This window comes from Halogranum rubrum (assembly GCF_900114455.1).
Lineage (GTDB): Archaea > Halobacteriota > Halobacteria > Halobacteriales > Haloferacaceae > Halogranum > Halogranum rubrum.
On record NZ_FOTC01000001.1, the window covers coordinates 180,227 to 198,509 of the forward strand.

General features: G+C 63.8%; 15 protein-coding genes. 2 read left to right on the forward strand and 13 right to left on the reverse strand.

What is annotated here, in order from left to right:
- Positions 1 to 58 precede the first annotated feature (58 nt).
- A complete protein-coding gene (locus BM083_RS00950; protein WP_089864570.1) occupies positions 59 to 1,723 on the forward strand; it encodes a bacterio-opsin activator domain-containing protein in 1,665 nt (554 codons plus the stop codon).
- Positions 1,724 to 1,843: 120 nt separating this feature from the next.
- Here BM083_RS00950 and pan2 read toward each other — a convergent pair whose 3' ends face one another.
- Together pan2 and pepF are read right to left on the reverse strand one after the other, a co-directional pair.
- Positions 1,844 to 3,070, reverse strand: coding sequence for a proteasome-activating nucleotidase Pan2 (gene pan2 / locus BM083_RS00955; protein ID WP_049894195.1), 1,227 nt, complete (start codon positions 3,068 to 3,070; stop codon positions 1,844 to 1,846).
- A 102-nt stretch (positions 3,071 to 3,172) separates the two neighbouring features.
- On the reverse strand, positions 3,173 to 4,975 hold the full coding sequence (pepF, locus tag BM083_RS00960; protein ID WP_089864573.1) for an oligoendopeptidase F: 1,803 nt from the start codon (positions 4,973 to 4,975) through the stop codon (positions 3,173 to 3,175).
- A 128-nt stretch (positions 4,976 to 5,103) separates the two neighbouring features.
- Between pepF and BM083_RS00965 the strand changes: the two genes are divergently transcribed.
- On the forward strand, positions 5,104 to 6,438 hold the full coding sequence (locus BM083_RS00965; RefSeq protein ID WP_089864576.1) for a M28 family peptidase: 1,335 nt from the start codon (positions 5,104 to 5,106) through the stop codon (positions 6,436 to 6,438).
- Between the two features lie 101 nt (positions 6,439 to 6,539).
- On the opposite strand, the gene BM083_RS00970 is transcribed toward BM083_RS00965, so the two are convergent.
- The 11 genes from BM083_RS00970 to BM083_RS01020 all read right to left on the reverse strand — a co-directional run bounded on the left by BM083_RS00970 (position 6,540) and on the right by BM083_RS01020 (position 18,240).
- Positions 6,540 to 8,543: a hypothetical protein gene (locus tag BM083_RS00970; protein WP_245756810.1), complete on the reverse strand. Its 2,004-nt coding sequence runs from the start codon at positions 8,541 to 8,543 to the stop codon at positions 6,540 to 6,542.
- 492 nt (positions 8,544 to 9,035) lie between these two features.
- Positions 9,036 to 10,949, reverse strand: a complete 1,914-nt coding sequence (locus BM083_RS00975) for a midas domain-containing protein (RefSeq protein WP_089864582.1) — start codon at positions 10,947 to 10,949, stop codon at positions 9,036 to 9,038.
- A 316-nt stretch (positions 10,950 to 11,265) separates the two neighbouring features.
- A complete protein-coding gene (gene truA / locus BM083_RS00980; protein WP_089864584.1) occupies positions 11,266 to 12,108 on the reverse strand; it encodes a tRNA pseudouridine(38-40) synthase TruA in 843 nt (280 codons plus the stop codon).
- 87 nt (positions 12,109 to 12,195) lie between these two features.
- Positions 12,196 to 12,633, reverse strand: coding sequence for a universal stress protein (locus BM083_RS00985; protein ID WP_089864588.1), 438 nt, complete (start codon positions 12,631 to 12,633; stop codon positions 12,196 to 12,198).
- 43 nt (positions 12,634 to 12,676) lie between these two features.
- Positions 12,677 to 13,108: a universal stress protein gene (locus BM083_RS00990; RefSeq protein WP_009733014.1), complete on the reverse strand. Its 432-nt coding sequence runs from the start codon at positions 13,106 to 13,108 to the stop codon at positions 12,677 to 12,679.
- A gap of 80 nt (positions 13,109 to 13,188) precedes the next feature.
- A complete protein-coding gene (gene hisS, locus BM083_RS00995) occupies positions 13,189 to 14,487 on the reverse strand; it encodes a histidine--tRNA ligase (protein WP_089864592.1) in 1,299 nt (432 codons plus the stop codon).
- Between the two features lie 117 nt (positions 14,488 to 14,604).
- A complete protein-coding gene (locus tag BM083_RS01000) occupies positions 14,605 to 15,486 on the reverse strand; it encodes a DMT family transporter (protein ID WP_009733012.1) in 882 nt (293 codons plus the stop codon).
- A gap of 181 nt (positions 15,487 to 15,667) precedes the next feature.
- On the reverse strand, positions 15,668 to 16,258 hold the full coding sequence (locus BM083_RS01005) for a DUF7411 family protein (RefSeq protein ID WP_089864595.1): 591 nt from the start codon (positions 16,256 to 16,258) through the stop codon (positions 15,668 to 15,670).
- A complete protein-coding gene (locus tag BM083_RS01010; RefSeq protein ID WP_009733010.1) occupies positions 16,258 to 16,611 on the reverse strand; it encodes a DNA-binding protein in 354 nt (117 codons plus the stop codon). The genes BM083_RS01005 and BM083_RS01010 overlap by 1 nt, the downstream gene beginning before the upstream one ends.
- A 96-nt stretch (positions 16,612 to 16,707) precedes the next feature.
- A complete protein-coding gene (locus BM083_RS01015; protein WP_049894344.1) occupies positions 16,708 to 17,163 on the reverse strand; it encodes a 30S ribosomal protein S19e in 456 nt (151 codons plus the stop codon).
- A gap of 39 nt (positions 17,164 to 17,202) precedes the next feature.
- Entirely contained in the window at positions 17,203 to 18,240 is a 1,038-nt protein-coding gene (locus BM083_RS01020; protein WP_089864597.1) for a lysylphosphatidylglycerol synthase transmembrane domain-containing protein, read from the reverse strand.
- Positions 18,241 to 18,283: the final 43 nt, after the last annotated feature.

An 18,283-nucleotide genomic window follows, 5' to 3' on the forward strand; every position in this document is an offset into this window, starting at 1 on the left:
CCTTCCAAATTATTTATCTGTCGTCTGTTCTAACACCTGCCTCTAGAGCCGGAATGCCATGAACGCTCCACACGACAACCACTCATCCGCTCCCGAGCGCAGTCGGGTCGACGGGGTCTCCGGGTCAACCCCCGAACGGTCGCTCACGGAAGCGGGCTTCGACGCACTGCCGACACAGGTCGCGATACTGAACACCGACGCCGAAATCGTCTACACCAATCAGGCGTGGCGACGCTTCGGCGACGAGAACGGGATTCAAGGCCCAGCCCACACACTCGGTGTGAACTACCTCCAAGTGTGCAAGTCGTCCGACGACGACGACGCACAGACCGCCGTAGCGGGAATCGAACGTGTCCTCCGTGAGGACCAAGACGAGTTCTCTTTCGAGTACCCCTGTCACGGGCCGGACGAACAGCGCTGGTTCACGATGCGTGCCATCCGCTTTCCGTTTCGGGATACGGAGTTCGTCCTCGTCGCCCACCTGAACATCACCGACCGCAAGGAGTCGGAACTCCGCGTCGCCACACAGAACGACGAAATCGAGACGTACAACCAGGTGAACACGCTCGTCCACGACGTCGTCGACTCGCTCTTGGACGGCGTCACCCGCGACGAGGTCGAGTCGACGGTCTGTGACCAACTCGCATCCTCGCATCTCTACGGGTCTGCGCTCGTCGTCGCGCCGACACTCGACGGCGACGGTCTCTCGGTGCGAGAGGCATCGAACGCCGACGGCGACGCGTGGGTTGACGCCCTCAGTGGCGACCGGACGACCCTCCCCGAACTCGACACGGCGCTTACCGACGCGACTGTCGAGGCAGTCCAGTATCTTCACGACGTACCGTCCGTCCCGGACGGTCTGAAGGACGTCGCTCTCGACGGTGGCTACCGCTCTTTCGCGCTCATCCCCATCTCGTATCTCGGCCACACCTACGGCGTCCTCGTCGTCAACGCACTCCGTCCGGAGGCGTTCGGCGAGAGCGAGCGACACGCCTTCGAAGTACTCGGCGAGACTATCGGCTACGCCATCAACGCCGTCGAGAACCGACGTCTCCTCTTTGCGGACACGCTGACCGAACTAGAACTGACCGTCGGTGCTGGCTCGACGCTCGCCGGTCTCGCCTCGGCAGCAGAGTGCACGCTCGACGTCGACGGCGTCATCCCCAGTCCCGCAGGACTCCACTGCTACCTCCGGGTCCGCGAGGCCGCACCGAGCAACGTCGTCGATCACGCGGAGACGACCGAGGGTATCGAACGAACGCGAATCCTCGAGGACGGTGCTACGGGCGGAACCGTCGAGTGTACCCTCACGGAGTCGCCGCTTCGCGTCCTCCTCGATTCGGGGGCGACTGTCTCGCCCGTCCGGGTGACGCCCGGGTCGATGCACATCCACGCCGTCGTCCCACCGGAGACGGACATCCGGTTGCTCGTCGAGGGGTTCACGATGGCGCACCCCTCGGCCGAACTCGTCGCAAAGCGGGAACGAGACCGGACCGTCCGGTCGGTCGAAGGGTTCCGTGAACATCTCCGAACGACGCTCACCGACCGTCAGCGGCAGGTAGTGGAGGCCGCCTACCGCGGCGGCTACTTCGCCCAACCTCGGCAGAGTTCCGGCGGGGAACTCGCCGAGACGTTCGACATCGCCGGGCCGACGTTCCACCAACATCTCCAAGCGGGGCTCAACAAACTGACCGGTCTCGCGTTCGACGAGAGTCGCCACTGAACACGGTTGGAGTCGAAACGGCACTGGCAATCGTCGCGTACCGAAAAAAGCAGCGGGCGGTTCCGTTCGAAGCCGTTCGAATCTGTCCGAGGCCGTTCCAGTCCGTTTGCGTCCGGCGACTCAGTACTGGTAGCTTCGAGCGGCCGCGTCGGAGTCGTCGTCGCTCGCCTCTATCTTCTCGCGGGCCTGCTCGAAGTCCTCGTGGGTGACCGTCGTCCGCTCGTCGCGGATGGCGTACATCCCCGCCTCCGTCGTCAGCGACGCGATATCTGCGCCGCTGTAGTCGTCTAACTCCTCGGCGAGTGCCTCGAAGTCGACGTCGTCGGCGATGTTCATGTTCCGCGTGTGGATACGCAGAATCTGCTCTCGACCTTCGACGGCGGGTTTCGGCACTTCGATGAGACGGTCGAACCGACCCGGTCGGAGGATGGCCTCGTCGAGCATGTCGAAGCGGTTCGTCGCCGCGATGATGCGAATCTCACCACGGTCCTCGAAGCCGTCCATCTCCGAGAGCAGTTGCATCATCGTCCGCTGGACTTCCGCGTCGCCGGAGGTCTTCGAGTCCGTCCGTTTGGCGGCGACGGCGTCTATCTCGTCGATGAAGATGACGGCGGGTTCGCGCTCGGAGGCGAGTTCGAACAGGTCGCGGACGAGCCGTGACCCTTCGCCGATGAACTTCTGGACGAGTTCCGACCCGGCCATCTTGATGAAGGTGGCGTCGGTCTCGTTGGCGACGGCCTTCGCCAGCATCGTCTTCCCGGTGCCCGGCGGCCCGTGGAGGAGCACACCGGACGGCGGGTCGACGCCGACTTTCGCGAACTGTTCGGGGTTGACGAGCGGGTCCTCGACGGCTTCGCGCACCTCACGCACCTGCTCGTCGATACCGCCGATGTCGCTGTAGGTGACCGTCGGCGACTCGTCGACTTCCATCGCCTGCGCTCGGGCGTCGGTCTCGTTGTCGAGCAGCCGCTGCACGGCGAAGGAGTCGTTGATAGCGACACGGTCGCCCGGTTCGAGGTCGTCCTGTAGCTGCGGCGAGACGTCAGTGAGTACCTCTTGGTTGTTGCCGTGTTGCTTGATGACGACGCCGTCGTCGGTGACCTCCTCGACGCTGGCGATGTAGAGAGAGGACGTCTTGAGCACTTCGTTCCGTCGCTTGAGGTGGTCGACTTCCTCTTGCAGGTCGTCACGGCGGTCGTCCGCTTCCTCCAATCGCTCGTCCAGTTCTTCGTTTACTTGCACGATGCGTGCGTAATGCTTTCGCATCGCGTCCAGCCGCTCGGCGTCCGACATATCGGGGTCGAGGTCCAACCGAGGTCGGTCTGGAAGAGACGGGCTGTGTGACATTCGTTACGTCCACGTTTGGTATCCGCGTAAATGTGCCTTTGGGTCGCGGGACGCGTTCGGTGGCCGACAGCCTCAAGACGCTCGAAATGGCGGATTCGAAACCTATTCGAGGTCCAATAGCTCGGCCATCCGGTCGAGGTAGTCGCCGTAGACCGAGAGGGCGTCTTCGATGGGTTCCGGCGAGGCCATGTCGACGCCGGCCGTCTCCAGAATCTCCATCGGGTAGGCACGGCCGCCCATCTCCAAGGCGTCGAGGTAGTCGGCGGCGGCGTCGTCGCCCTCCTCGCGGATGCGCTCGACGATGGAGACGGCGGCGCTGATACCCGTCGAGTACTGGTAGACGTAGTAGGAGTAGTAGAAGTGTGGAATCCGCATCCACTCGCGACGAATCGCGTCGTCGACGACGGCGGGTTCGTAGAACTCCGCCTTCAGGTCGCCGTACAGTTCGTCGAACGTGTCGGGCGTGAGTGCGCCGTCACCCTCGGCGACTTCGTGAATCTGCTGTTCGAAGTCGGCGAACATCGTCTGACGGTAGAGCGTCGACCGGACGCGTTCGAGGTACTCGTCGAGGACGTGGGTCCGCAGTTCGTCGTCGTCGACGTTTTCGAGTAGATAGTGCGTCAGAAGCGTCTCGTTGACCGTTGAGGCGACTTCCGCGACGAAGATTTCGTAGCCCGAGTACTGCCACGGCTGTTCCTCCTTGGCCAACTCCGAATGTAGCGAGTGACCCAACTCGTGGGCCAAGGTGAACATCGAGGTGATGTCGTCTTGGTAGTTCATCATGATGAACGGCTGGGTGTCGTACGTCCCCGAGGAGAACGCACCCGAGCGCTTCCCGCGGTTCTCGTAGACGTCGACCCAGCGGTTCTCCAGCCCGTCGGCGACGCGCTGTTGGTAGTCCTCGCCGAGCGGCGCGACGGCCTCGACGATGTACTCTTTGGCCTGCTCGTAGGGGATTTCGGGGCCTTCGTCGCCCGTCAGCGACATGTAGAGGTCCCACATCTGGAGTTCGTCGACGTCCAGCGCCTGTCGCTTCAAGTCGGCGTGGCGGTGAAGGTAGTCCAGGTTGTCGCGGACGGTGTCCAGCAGGTTGTCGTACACTTCGACGGGGACGTTCGGGCCGTTCAGCGACGCCTCGCGGGCCGTCTCGTAGTTCCGGGCACGAGCCAGCTTCACGTCCGTCTTGACGCTGTTCTTCAGCGCCGTCCCGACCGAGTTGCGCACGTCGGCCCACTCGTCGTAGAACTCCTCGTGGACGGTCTGGCGGAACTCGCGGTTCGGATGCTTCAGGAGCTTCGTGAAGTTGCCTTGCGAGATTTCGACGTCCTCGCCTTCGGGGTTCTCGACGGTGGGGAACGTCATGTCCGCGTTCGACAGCATGCTGTAGATGTCGCTCGATGCGCCCGTCACTTCCGAGAGTTCTGCGAGCAGTTCTTCGACTTCCGCCGAGCGGGTGTGCGGTTTCATCCGCAGCACGTCGTCGAAGTACTGTTCGTACTCCCCGAGGTCGGGTTCGTCGTCGACGAACGAGGCCAGTTCCTCCTCGTCGAGGTGCTGCTGGAGTTCCGGTTCGATGAAACTCGCCGCACTCTGGGCCTTCGAGGCGAGGGACTGCGCTCGTGCCGACAGCGCTTGATACTCCTGGTTGCGGGTGTCCTCGCTACTGCGAAGCTGCGCGTAGGAGGCGACTTTCGAGACGTCGCGCATGACGGCTTCCTCCAGTTCGAGCGCGTCGAGCAGTGTCTCGGCGTCCTCGGTGAGGCGCCCCTCGTACGCGCGGATGTCGTCGACACGGCTCTCGACGTCCTCGTAGGCCGTCTCCCACTCGTCCTCGTCGGCGTAGATGCTCTCGAGGTCCCACTTGTACTCCTCGTCGATGTCGCTCCGTTCGGGAACCGAACTCATTGGGAGAGGGTCGGTCGTCGTAGTGGTAAGTCTTGTCGAACCGGTTGCGTACACGACACAGGAACAGCACAGTAGCTCGCTTCTGACGCGACCCACGCGCCTTTGTCACCCCCACGTGAACACGCCCCATGGACGACCACATCGCTGCTGCACTCGGCCGAGCGTGGCTGGCCGACCCAGACGACGTCGCGTGGAACCTTCTCTCCGACCTCACCGCCATCGAGAACCGGATGGGCGGGAGCGACGGCGAACGCCGTGCGGCCGAACGCGTCGCGACGGCCTTCCGCGACGCCGGGGCCGACGACGTTCACCGCCAGTCGTTCGAGACGGAGCGCTGGACACGCGGGTCGGCGACACTCGACCTACTCGAACCGGACGAACGCTCCTTCGAGACCATCGCGCTCCCCTACTGTCCGCCGGGCGAGGTCGAAGCACCGCTCGTCGACGTCGGCTACGGAACGCCGGCGGAAGTCGACGACTGTGACGTCGACGGGAAGATTGCCGTCGCCAGTACGACCACCCCCGACGGTGGGCGGTTCGTCCACCGGATGGAGAAGTTCGGCCACGCCCTCGAAGCGGGAGCCGTCGGCTTCGTCTTCGTCAACCACATCCCCGGACAACTGCCGCCGACGGGCGCGCTCCGGTTCGACGAAGAGGCCGACGCCATCGCCGTCGGCGTCTCGAAGGAGACGGGTGCGTGGCTGACGGAGTACGCCGACCGCGGCGGTCGAATTCGACTCTCGGTCGACGCCCGAACCGACCCGGCGGAGAGCCAGAACGTCCTCGGACGGGTCGGCTCCGACGGAGACACCGTGGGCGACGTCCTCCTCCTCGCCCACTACGACGCCCACGACGTGGGTGAAGGCGCACTCGACAACGGCTGTGGCGTCGCAGTCGTCGCCGCGGCGACCCGCCTCCTCGCGGCGATGGAACCGGCTCTCGACTGCGGTGTTCGAGTCGCAGCAGTCGGCTGTGAGGAGACGGGACTCGTCGGTTCAGACCATCTCGCCGGCGTCGTCGACCACGACGAGGTTTCGGCCGTCGTCAACGTCGACGGCGCAGGTCGGTTCCGTGACCTCGTCGCGATGACGCACACCTCCGAGGCGACGGGAGACGTAGCGCGAGCGGTCGCCGACGACACGGGCCAGCCGATACGCGTCGTCTCGGAGCCACACCCCTTCAGCGACCAGTGGCCGTTCGTCCGCGAGGGCGTCCCCGCACTACAGTTACACAGCGACAGCGGCGAACGCGGTCGCGGGTGGGGACACACGTCGGCCGACACGCGCGACAAAGTCGACCGACGGAACCTCCGCGAACACGCGATGCTGACGGCGTTGCTCGTGCAGGAACTCGCCACCCGCGAGATTCCGCGACTCGACCGAAGTCACGTCGCCGAGGCGTTCAGAGAGGCCGACTTCGAGCGCGGGATGCGTGCGGCAGGGCTGTGGCCGACCGACTGGTGAGGAAAAACAAGTACCGTCGCTCGTCGGTCGAGAACTCGAATAAAGAAATCGCGGTGTAGTCGGAAGTCGGTTCGGTCAGCGGGAAGTGAGGTCGCTATCGGTTAGCGTTCCTGTTCCTGCTCGACCGTGGTCGAGAGGTTGCCGTCGTCGCTGGTGACGGTGACGTCCTGGTCCATCTCGTCGTCGCCCGCACCGGAGTCGGTCTCGGAGTCGGCGGCGAAGCTCGCGTCGTCGCTCGAACCCGACATCGAAGCCTGGCTCTCGGCGCATTGGCTGTCCGTGCACATCGCCGATGCGGCGGTGTGTGCACCGTCAGACGAGGAACCGGTCTCGGCGTCGTGGGTCACGGAGGCGCCCTGCATCCCCATGCCACCGATGCCGTCAAAGCTGACCTGAACCTGCGTCGAGCTCGCGCTCTGTGACTGGCTCTGGTCGTTGTTCTCGCCGTCTTGGTCGCTCTCGGCGGACTGTTCGATGTTCTGCGTCTGGCTCTGGTCGACGTCGTCACCCTGGGCGTACTGGTGTGCCTCGGCCTCGGCATCCTGCGTCTGGCTCTGGTCGTTGCCGTAGCCCGATTGGGTCTGTTCGGCGTCTTGGTCGATGTCCTGTTCTTGGTCCTGAGTGATGTCGTCGCCGTGTGCGGCCTGGCTGGCGTCAGCGTCGGCGTCCTGGCTCTGGCTCTGGTCGTTGTGCACGCCCTCCTGGCTCTGCTCGGCGTCCTGGGTCACACCCTGGGACTGCTCCTGGGAGTTGTCGTCGCCGGTGGCGATCTGTTCGGCGGATTCGGTGCTGTCCTGGGACTGGCTCTGGTCGTTGCCGTGGCCGTCCTGGTCCTGTTCTGCGTTCTGTTTGTTGCTCTGGGTCTGTTCTTGGCTGCTGTCCGTTCCGTCCTGGCTCTGGTAGGCGTCCTGGCTGGAGTCAGCGTCCTGGTCCTGGTCGTTGTGGACACCGGACTGGGTCTGGTCCTGCTCTTGGACTGCCTGTTCGCGCTGCTTCTGGTCGTTGTCGTCGCCGAACTGCTGCTGGTACTCGGACTGCTCGGCTTCGGCGCTCTGGTCCTGGCTGCTACCGGCTGCGTGCTGGGACTGGTCCTGCTTCTGTTCGACGGATTCGGTCTGGACCTGGGTGTTGTCCTCGCCTTCGAGGTACGCCGTCTGGTCCTGGTCGGAGGTTGCGCCCTGAGTCTGCTCGACGTACGCACCGGTCTGCGACTGCGTCTGGTCGGCCTCGGCGCTTTCCTTCTGGCGCTGTGCGTTGTCTTCGCCCGTCTGGCTGGCGAACTGGTTCTGTTCGGAGGATTCGCCCTGGAACTGCTCACCGGCGAGCGTCGACTGGCTCTGTTCTTGGTGGGTGTCGACGGTCTGCTGTTGGTTCTGTCGGCTGTCGACGGAGGAGAGCTGACCGCCCGCCTGCGTCTGACTGTCGTCCTGCAGTTGCACCTGGAGGCTCGTAGCCGATTCCTGGTGCTGACTGGCGCTCTGGTCGACGCCCTGGTTCTGGTGCTGGTCGTTCTTGTAGCCGACCTGGTAGCCTTCGCTGAACTGCTCGGCGTTCTGGTCTTGGTACTGCTCGCTCAGCACGGAGTGCTGCGACTGCGTACCCGTCTGGTCGACGTCCTGCGTCGACGTCTGGTCGTTCGCTTTGCCGTCCTGGCCAGCGAGACGCTCCTGGTCGACCGTCTGGTCTTGACCCTGGAAGCTGAAGAGGCTCTGCTGGAGGTTGGTACCGTACTGGTAGACGTCCTGTGCGACCTGCTGCACGTTGCGGACGCCGTACTGGCCGGTGTTGCCAGCCTGCGAGGACTCCTGAGCCTGTGCCTGGCCGTTGCCAGCGCCAGCCTGTGCCTGACCTTGCATCTGCGCGATGTCTTGGTCGGAGGTCTTCTCGTTGTTGATGCCGTCCTGGTCGTCTGTGAGCGACTGGACGAACTCCTGTACTTGTGATTGGGAGTTGCCGAACGATGCCGAAGTCGCGCCGGCGGCGCCGACGATACTGCCCGAGACGACGAGCATAGTGATCGCGACGACGAACAGTCGAGAGATGACGCGCATCCCGCGACGTCCGGAAGCGGAGTCGGAATCGGCTGATTGATTGTTGTCTGACATTGGTTGGGGACGTTGACTTTCACGTAACGTCATCCATCTATCATGGTGGAACGGGTTTGGGTATGACCCCGTTGTCGGTTCGAAAACGGCTATTAACGTCGTTTAACGGTGGATGAAGCCACGGGTACGCTTCCCGAACCGTCGTCGAGCCTCCCGCTTTTCCCCAGATTGATCGACGCTCGTCTCTTCGGTGACTGTGACTCCTATCGATTCTAACAGTCAGACATCCCGCCGACTCGACCGACACTGACGAGACGGCGACTCGTCTCCTCTCTACTACAAGCGCGAGCCGAAACAGTGTGTCCGACTCACGTGTGTCGTTCTGTCTCTCTGGCTGGGATACTACTCGTGTCTCCGACTCGACGGCTGCTGTCGCCGAGACGAGACTGCTCGTCTGTTCGAGAGGCCGCAAAAATGTGTTCGTTCGGTTTTGGTTCGTCACGTGTGTGACTGATAGTGGTACTCGATCCAGTGACCGATTCGACTACTCGACTACTCTGGCGTCGGCGTGGTAGTCGACTGTGGGGTTGCCGTGGGTTCGGACGTCGTGGTTGGCTCGGGCGTCGTCGTCGACTCCGAGGTTGTCGACTCGGGCGTCGGCGTCGTGGTTGGCTCGGGCGTCGTCGTCGACTCCGAGGTTGTCGACTCGGGCGTCGGCGTCGTAGTTGGCTCGGACGTCGTGGTCGGTTCGGGCGTCGTCGTCGTGGTCGGTTCGGGCGTCGTCGTCGTGGTCGGTTCGGGCGTCGTCGTCGTGGTCGGTTCGGGCGTCGTAGTCGGTTCTGGCGTCGTCTGCGGTGTCGCCGTCTCGTTCTGTGGCGTCTCGTCCGACTCGTTCGTTTCGCCCGATTCACTCGATTCACTCGATTCGTCCGATTCGGTCGATTCTAAGGACGCGAGGTAGTCTTCGAGAGAGCCCTGGTTGATGACGACTTCTCTGACGACGACGATGCTGCCGTCACTCTGGACCTCGATTTGCTGGACTGCCTGTGCTTGTTCCTGACCCGTATCGCCGGTCATGAACTGGTTGATGATGATGTTGAGGACGACTGTCACGTCACCGTCGGACTGCACGAGCACCTGCTGGACTGCGAGTGCCTGTTGCTGGTTCTCGCCACCGACCTGCACTTGCGATTGGTTCTGGTTCTGACTCTGGTTCTGCGTGTTGCCGTCGCCGGACTGCGATTGGTCCTGCGACTGACTGCTGTTCTGCGTCTGCGTCTGGTTCGCGTCGTCTGCGGTCTGGTTCTGGTACTGTGACTGCGTCGTGTCTTGCGTCTGCTCTTGGTCGTTACCCGTGCCGCTCTGGGTCTGGTTCTGTTCTTGGTCGACCGTCTGTTCTTGGTCCTGTGCGCTGTCGTTACCGGACTGGCTCTGTCCCTGGTCCTGGTCGACTGTCTGGTCTTGGTCCTGTTCGTTGTCCGTGCCGGACTGTGACTGATCCTGCTCTTGATCGTTGACCTGCTCTTGGTCCTGTGCGCTGTTGTTTCCGGACTGGAGTTCCTCTTGCGACTGGTCGCTCGATTGGTCCTGCGTCTGGTCGTTCGATTCGCCGGACTGGTCTTGGCTCTGGTCCTGACCGTTGGTCTGGTTCTGACCCTGCTCGTTGTCCGCGCCGGTCTGGCCTTCGGTCTGGTACTGGTCGTTGCTCTGGTTCTGCGTCTGGTTGTTCGCGTCGCCGTCCTGCGTCTGGTTCTGCGTCAGGTCGCTGTCCTGGTTCTGGTCCTGTGCGCTATCGTTCGCGTACTGACCCTGCCCCTGCGCCTGGTCCAGTTCTTGGCCCTGGTCCTGGTCGTTGTTCGTGCCGGACTGCGATTGGTTCTGGTCGGTCGACTGGTCTTGGCTCTGGTCTTGCGACGACCCGCTCGTGTCACCGGCGTAGTTTCCATCACTGTCGTCGCCGTCGTCGCTGTCGTCAGCGTCGTTCGAGTCGTCGCTCTTCTCGTCCGAACCGTCGCTCTCGTCACTGTCGTCGGACTTGTCGTCCTTCTCGTCCGCGTCGTCGACGCCGTCGGCGTCGTCGTCGCTGTCTTTCTTGGACTTCTTGGACTTCTTCGAGTTCTTCGACTCCGCGGATGAGTCGTCACTCCCGTCTGACGAGTCGCCGCTACTCGTCGCTGTCGTCACGTTCTCGTCGGGGACGGAGTTACTGACGGGGTCCGAGACGACCACGGGTGCGTTCGACGCACCGTCGGGGCCGGCCTGTGACCCGCAGTCACCGACACAGTCCGCGACTGCCGGTTGTGAGGGTCCGAGTATGCCACCGCCGAGGACAACCGCAATCATCCCGCTGACGACGAGGACAGCGAGTATGGAGGGGAGGAGGAAACTCTGCCCCGAGATGTTCAGACTGGTCCCACCGTCGGTTCGAATGGAGGATTTATCGTGTTTACCGCTGGATTTAGACATGGTTGCTTCCAGAGGAAAACCACGAGATTCATCTCGTTAGTTAGATGTTGGTTGCCGGATTTCCCGCTCGTGGCAAGGGAAGCCTGTGCTGCGACGGTGTCGTGTCGTGTGTGACCGTACCGGTTCGAAGACGCCCTCACTCCGCACCCCTCACCAAAACGCGGATTCGGACGCTTCAGGCGCTCCTGTGGCCGTTATCCTGTACTTACTCGGTGTACAGAGTGACTCTGGAACTGCCAACTGCTCGAAAACGGACAGTCCCGAATCTCTATCTCTCCCGACACTCGCTCACAGAAGCAACGTGCGAGCGTCGCGGCTACGTCTCGTCGGTTCTCGTGCAGATGTCGGCGGCGACCCGATGTCGGACGTGTCCGTCGACGGCGCGTTCACCGAACACCGCTCGCGTCGACTCGGCCGCCATCTCGTCGCGCTCGAAGGTGACGCCGGGGTAGTCGACACCCGTCAGGACGAGCGGCGTCGGTGGGGCCGAGGGGATACCCTCACGGCCTTCGAGTACTTCGGGACCCAACACGTGCCCGACGGTGTCGAGTGGGGCGTCACCGCTTCCGATACTCTGGACCACGGAGACGAGTCGCCGGACGAGTTCCCGTGCGAACCCTCCCGACTCGACGTGTATCTCCAGAAAGTCGCCGTCGCGAACGAGTTCGCCCGACACGTCTCGGACGGTTCCCGTCTCGTCGAGCGTGAGGTTGTGAAAGTCGTGTTCCCCGGAGAGTGCGTCGAGCGCCTCCCGAGCGCGCTGGTCGTCGACCTGCGGTCGTCCATCGAGCGATTCGGTTCCCGCTCTCGGCGCGTAGAGGTGGTAGGTGTACTGTCGCCGAATCGCATCGTGTGTCGCGTGGAAGTCGTCGTCGACGTCGGCGGCCGCCCACGCGCGGACGTTTCCCGGGAGTTCGCTGTTCAGCGCCCGCGGCGTACACCACTCCGGACACTCGAACGCGACTGTCTGAGCGACGGCTGAGACGCCTGCGTCCGTTCGTCCGGCGGCGGCGTATCCCGTCGGTCTGTGGGCGTCCTCGTCGAGAACGTCGAGGCGACGCAGCGCATCGAACAGGGTGTCTTCGACGGTCGAGACCGATGGCTGCCGCTGGAACCCGAAGTACGGTCGCCCGTCGTAGGCGACACGGAACGCGCGCATGCCGAGAGATGTTCGTCGCGTCGATTAACCGCTTTCGCTCGACGGAGACCCATTCATGTCTCCTCGCCCTCGCCTCACGTCCGGACGCTACTCGTCGGACCGAACGGTCAACACGGGAACGGAGGCGTGACGGACGAGTCGCTCGGCGACGCTCCCGAGGAGGAACCGTTCCAGACCGTGGTGTCCGCGTGTGCCGACGACGACGACGTCGATATCGTGGTCGTCGACGAAGTCCAGAATCGTCTCTGCGACGTGTCCGCGGACGATGGTCGTCTCCACCGGAACGCCCACTGTCTCGCCCGCGTCGACGGCGCGAGACACCGCCTTCCGTGCGTCCGCTTCGAACCCGTCGACGATGACACTGGTGTCGGCGTCGATTCCTTTGAAGTGACTCACGTCGACGACTGCAACCGCGTGGAGCGTCGCGTCGTACCGTGAGGCGAGTTCGACTGCGTGGGCGAGCGCTGCCGCCGCTTCGGGGCTACCGTCGGTGGGAATCAGCACTCGCTCGTACTGCGTGTCCATACGCTCTGTACGCCGGAAAACGAGATAAACGCCCGCTCGCCGCTCACTCGTCGTCGAGGCGGACGGTCAAGACGGGGACCGAGGCGGTTCGGACGACGCGCTCGGTCACACTTCCGAGGAGGAAGTGGTCGAGTCCCGTGCGGCCGTGCGTCCCCATGACGACGAGGTCGATGTCGTTGTCGGTCGCGTACGTCGTAATCGTCTCCGCGGGGCGGCCGCGGACCACGGTCGTCTCGACGCGGAGACCGGCGGCTTCGGCGTCGGCTTCGACTCGGTCGACGGCCTCGCGCGAACCCTTCTCTACGGCGCTCAAGACGCTACTCGGGTCGACACCGACCGTACTGAACCGTGTCGGGTCGACGACCGACAGTACGTGGAGTGTCGCGCCGTACTGCTCGGCGAGGTCGATAGCGTGTTCGACCGCCTTCGCGGCGGTGTCGCTTCCGTCCGTCGGCACGAGGATGTTGTCGTACATCGTTCTCACTTCGAGTGGACAGACGGTTCGAAGCCCGTTAAGCGCCACCGACGATTCCCACGGCGTGAGAAGAGGGTCTCTTATTCGGCGAAGTCGTCGTACGTCGGCGCGTCGAACTCGCCGGGGAACGCGTCGACCGGAGCGGTGGTCTGCTCGCCGCTCACCATGTCTTTGACGGTCACTTCGTCGTTCTCGAGGTCCTGCTCACCGACGATGACAACCGTCTCGGCGTTGACGCTGTCGGCGTAACCCATCTGTGCGCCGAAACTCCGCCCCGAGACGTCAGTCTCGACGACGTTGCCGCGCTCGCGGAGGTCGCGAGCGACGCGGGCGGCTGTCTCTCGGGTGTCACCGACCGTGAGCACGTAGTAGTCGGTCTGAAGTGCTTCGTCGGGCCACGCGTCCGCGCGCTGGAGAAGGAGTTGAAGCGTCGCGTCACCCAGGGCGACACCGACGGCCGGCGTCGGTTGGCCACCGAAGTCCTCGATGAGGTCGTCGTAGCGTCCGCCCCCGAAGACGGCGCGGGAGACTTCGCCGGTCGTGTCGAAGCACTCGAAGACGACACCGGTGTAGTAGTCCAGTCCGCGGGCCGTCGTCAGCGAGAGCGTACAGACGTCGCCCGCGCCGAAGTCCTCGGCCGCGCTCAGGACGTTTCGGAGGTTGTCGACAGCAGCGGTCAAGTCTTCGTCGCCGAAGTCGGCGATGGCGTCGAGGTCGCCCGTCGTGATGAGGTCGTCGAACTGCTGGGCCTGCAAGTCACTGAGACCGGCGTCTTCGAGCAGACCGATGTACTCCATCTCGTCTATCTTCGCCCGTTTGTCGACGGCGCGGATGGCGTTGCGGGTGTCGACGTCGGCGTCGAAGGCGTCGAGCAAGCCGGAGAGGATGTCGCGGTGACTGACGCGGAACTCGAAGTCGTCGGCGGTCATGCCGAGTCCACGAAGCGTGTCGGCGGCGAACGCGAGAATCTCGGCGTCGGCCTCGGGTTCACTGGAGCCGAAGATGTCGACGTTGGTCTGGTAGAACTCGCGGAACCGACCCTGCTGGACCTGCTCGTAGCGCCAGAACGGCCGAGTCGAGACCCACTTGACGGGCTTCGACAGCTCCTGCTGTTTGGCGACGAACATCCGGGCGACCGTCGGCGTCAGTTCGGGTGTGAGCGTGACCTCACGACCACCCTTGTCTTCGAAGGCGTACAGTTCGTCGACGATTTCCTCGCCCGACTTGTCGACGTACATCTGCGTTCGTTCGAGTGTCGGCGTCGCAATCTCGCGGAAGCCGTAGCGGGCGGCCGTATCCTCCATCGCGTCAAAGACCTGTCGACGCGACCCCATCTCCTCGGGGTAGAAGTCGCGGAATCCCTTGAGTCGGTCGTACATGGACGGGGCTTGGACGACGGTGCGCTTCAAGCCTGCCCTTTCTCGGTCGGTGTCTACGGCTGTCTCACTCGCAAGCGACGGCGACGCCGTCTCTCGGTATGGTGCCCGTACCGCGGCTCACAGCGCGATGAGACCCACGCCGACCACGGCGAGCAGTGCGGCGACGAGTCGGATACCGAGATTCTCTTCGCCGAGGAGGAGGCCGCCGAGGACGACGGCGACGACGGCCTGCGTGTTGATGACCGGCGAGGCGATGCTGGCCGGGATGAGTCCGAACGCGAGCGACGTCACGTACTCTGCGGTGGCGACGAGTGCGCCGAGTGCGAGGAACTTCCGGAGGTCACCGCGGAGTCGGTCCATGGACGGAAGTGACCGGTACGCCACTGGAAGCAAAACGAGCGCGACACTGACCTCCAAGAGCGGAACCCAAAGCTGTGGCGGCAGCGAGAGCTCTTGCAACGCGACTCGCTTACCCACGTCGCCGACGCCCCATCCCGCGGCGCTCAAGAGCGCTAACTGCGCGGGTTTCGAGTACGCGGCCCGTTTGATGGGTTCGACGAGTTCGCCGGGTTCGTAGTTGGCGACGTAGACGGCGAGCGTCGCGGCGCCGACACCCAACAGTTGGAACGGACCGAGATGCGCACCGAGGAGCGTTATCTCGATGGGGAGGACGAACACCGGGGCGAGTTTGTTGATGGGGGCGACGTAGGAGACTTCGCCAATCTCCAGCGCTTGCAAGAAGGTGATGAACGCCGCACCGATGGCGACGACGGTGAGGAGAATCGCGCCGATAGCAATGGGCGTAAAGGTCGACGCCGACGGGAGTTCCCCGGGCGACGTCGTCGCGACGGCGAACGGCGTGAAGACGAGTGCGGCGAACCCGTTGATGAGGACGGGCAGCGCAAGCGCCGAGTAGCCGTCGAAGTACCGTTTCAAAGCGACGATTTGGAGGCCCCACAGGAGCGCGGCGACCAGCGAGTAGAGGATTCCGGGGTCCACACGTGAGCGTGTGATTCGCCGCCCTAAGAGCGGTTCGACTTTCGGGGCCAGTGAACTCCGTGAACGCGTCTCGTGGCGGTTCGTGAGCGTTGGTGAGAGTTCGTCGAGTTCGTCTGTCGGTCGAGAACGGCCGGAGGCGGCGATTCACTGCCGCCTGCGGACAGCGGTCGAAGCCGACGAGTTACTGTCGGCCTCGTACGTACGTCTGCGTGTGTGGCGGGAACACGTCGCCGACGGCCGCAGAGCCGAACTCCTCGGTCAGGAGGACGCGGAGTTCGCCCTCGTAGTCGGCGCGCGGAATCTCCTCGCTCGGTCCCGTCTGCACGTCGAGTGCCGTCTCGACGACTCGGTCGACGGCGTGGCGACCGAACCCCGAGAGCGGTGCGAGGTAGTCGACGTCGTGGCGGTCTTCGAGGCTCTGTGCCTGTGCACGAGAGATGGTCGGAACCCGGTCGTCACGGCGAGTACCGTCGGCGATTGCGTCGACGTCCCACGCCGCGACGGCCTCCAGTGCGTGTTCGTGAACGGCTTGAATCCCGTTGCGCGGATAGCCGTCGTCGTACATCTCCGCGGCGGCCGACTCGGCGACGTCGCGGTCGAGTTCGACCGTCTCGAACGGAAATCCGAGCGTCTCTGCGGCACGTTCTGCGTGTTCCCAATCGTCGGTGATTCCGAAGTGCGCAGTGACGAGTCGGACGTCGTAGAACGAGTCAAGCAACAGTGCTGCGAGCGAGGAGTCCTTCCCACCGCTGTAGAGGAGCGCGAGCTCCATCACCGGCGACGGATGTTGAAGCTCTTCGAGTCGGGTTTGAGTTCCTGCAGGATGCTCTTCATCTGGTCTTCGTCGATCTGACCCTGAATCCGGCCGCTCTGGGCGAGTGCGACGACCTGTCTCTCGACCTGTTCGGCGAAGTCGGGTTTCGACATCTGGACGGCGTTGAGTCGCTGGCGCGCGCCGTCGGTCAGGAACTTCCGGAGCAGAGCGTCCTTCTGCGCCTCCTGCTGTTGACGCGCGGCCTCTTCGGCCTCACCGCCACCCTGTTGCTGTTCGGCTTGGTCCTGGAGTTCCTGCATCTTCTTCTGTCGAAGCTCTTCGATTCGTTCGTCGTCGGAGTTCCCACTCATACGTAGTGGTTTCTGCTTCGGCAGGAAAACGATTACGGACGTGAGAGCCGTCGCTGGCCGAAGTAGGTCGAAGAAAACGAATCCGAGCGAAAAACTCTACGCGTAGCGTTCGAGTTCGGGGCGGTCGAGTCGTTCGAAGACGTCGTTGGCGGCGTCGTCGAGGAAGCTGCGACCGTCGGCGGTGATGCGTCGACCCTCACCCTGTGCCGTCTCGACGAGGCCTTCCTCTTCGAGCTGCTGCAGGATGACGCGGTTGATCTTCTTCGCACCGGTCGAGGTCTTGGCCTTGGCGACGCGGTAGCGGTTCGAGCCACGCTTCTTGCTGCCGTACTCGACGGCGAGCGTCTCCAGACCGATTGGGCCTTTCGTCGCGACCTTACGGAGCAGACTGCCGGCGCGGACGAACCAGAAGTCGTCGTCCTGCGGCGGGAGCTCTTTGGCGGAGCCCGTCTTCGTGAACTGCGACCATTCGGGTGCCTCGATTCGGTCCTCGAGTCGGTCGGCGAGCTCCTCGATGAGCTCGTCCGCCGGAACGTCGTAGAGGGTTACCATGTCCTGCATTTCATGGTATCGCTGTAAAAACCCATCGTATTAGCCCTGTCCGCGGACGCTGAGAACGCCCATCACGGCGCCGCCGATGAGCGTCGGGACCCAGTAGACCGACCCGCGATAGACGATGACCGCCGCCGTCGCCGTCGCGAACCCGATGACCGGTCCCGTCGCGGCAGCCAACAGTGTCGCCAACACCCACTCGATGCCGCCAGCCCCACCGGGGAGCGGCGTCACACCGGCAATCGCCCCGATGGGAACGACGAACATCGCCAACGAGAGTTTGATGGGGACGCCGATGGCTTGAAACGCCAGCCAGAGCCCGACCATCTGGAAGAACCAGCCGAGTGCGGACAGACCGAGTGCCAGCGCCAGTCCGCGCTGGTTCGTCGCCACACGCTCGATGGCCTCGAAGAAGCGACTCACCCGTTGTTCGATGCTCTCGGCGGTCGGTACCGACAGCCGTGGGAGCACTCGGGCGAGCCACTGAATCGTCGGCGTGATTCGCTGGATGACTCGGTGTTCGAGTTCGTAGCGCTTCTGCCACCCGAGATAGAGCAGCCCCGGAACGGCGACGGCGAGTGCAGCGATGGCGACGACGGCCATCTCGATTCGCGAGTTCGTCTGGACGAGCGTCGTCTCCGTGACGAAGTAGCCCGCGCCGAACAGCGCGATGGTGATGGAGGGGACGAAGTTGAGCGTGTCGACGCTCGCGATAGCGGCGAGACCCGTCTCGTACTCGGCGTCGGCCGTCCGCGAGATGAGAAGCGCCGTCACCGGTTCGCCGCCCGCCTGTCCGAACGGGGTGATGTTGTTCGAGAACATCGCCCCCGAGAAGACCAAGAACGACTTCACCGGCGAGATGTCGACACCGAGCACGTCGAGGACGGTTCGGAGCGAGAGACTCCACGACGCCAGCCACAGCAGCGTCACACCGACGACGACGAGGACGATTCGCGTGTCGGCTCGCTCCAACTGTGCGACCAGTTGGTCGCTCCCCGCGAAGTAGAACAGCGCCGCGAAGACGAGAAGCGTCACTGCGAACCCCAGTACGGTCGTCCGCAGTCGCTCACCTGCCATATCTCCACGGTCGGTGAGTGACGGCTTTAAGCCACCGAAACCG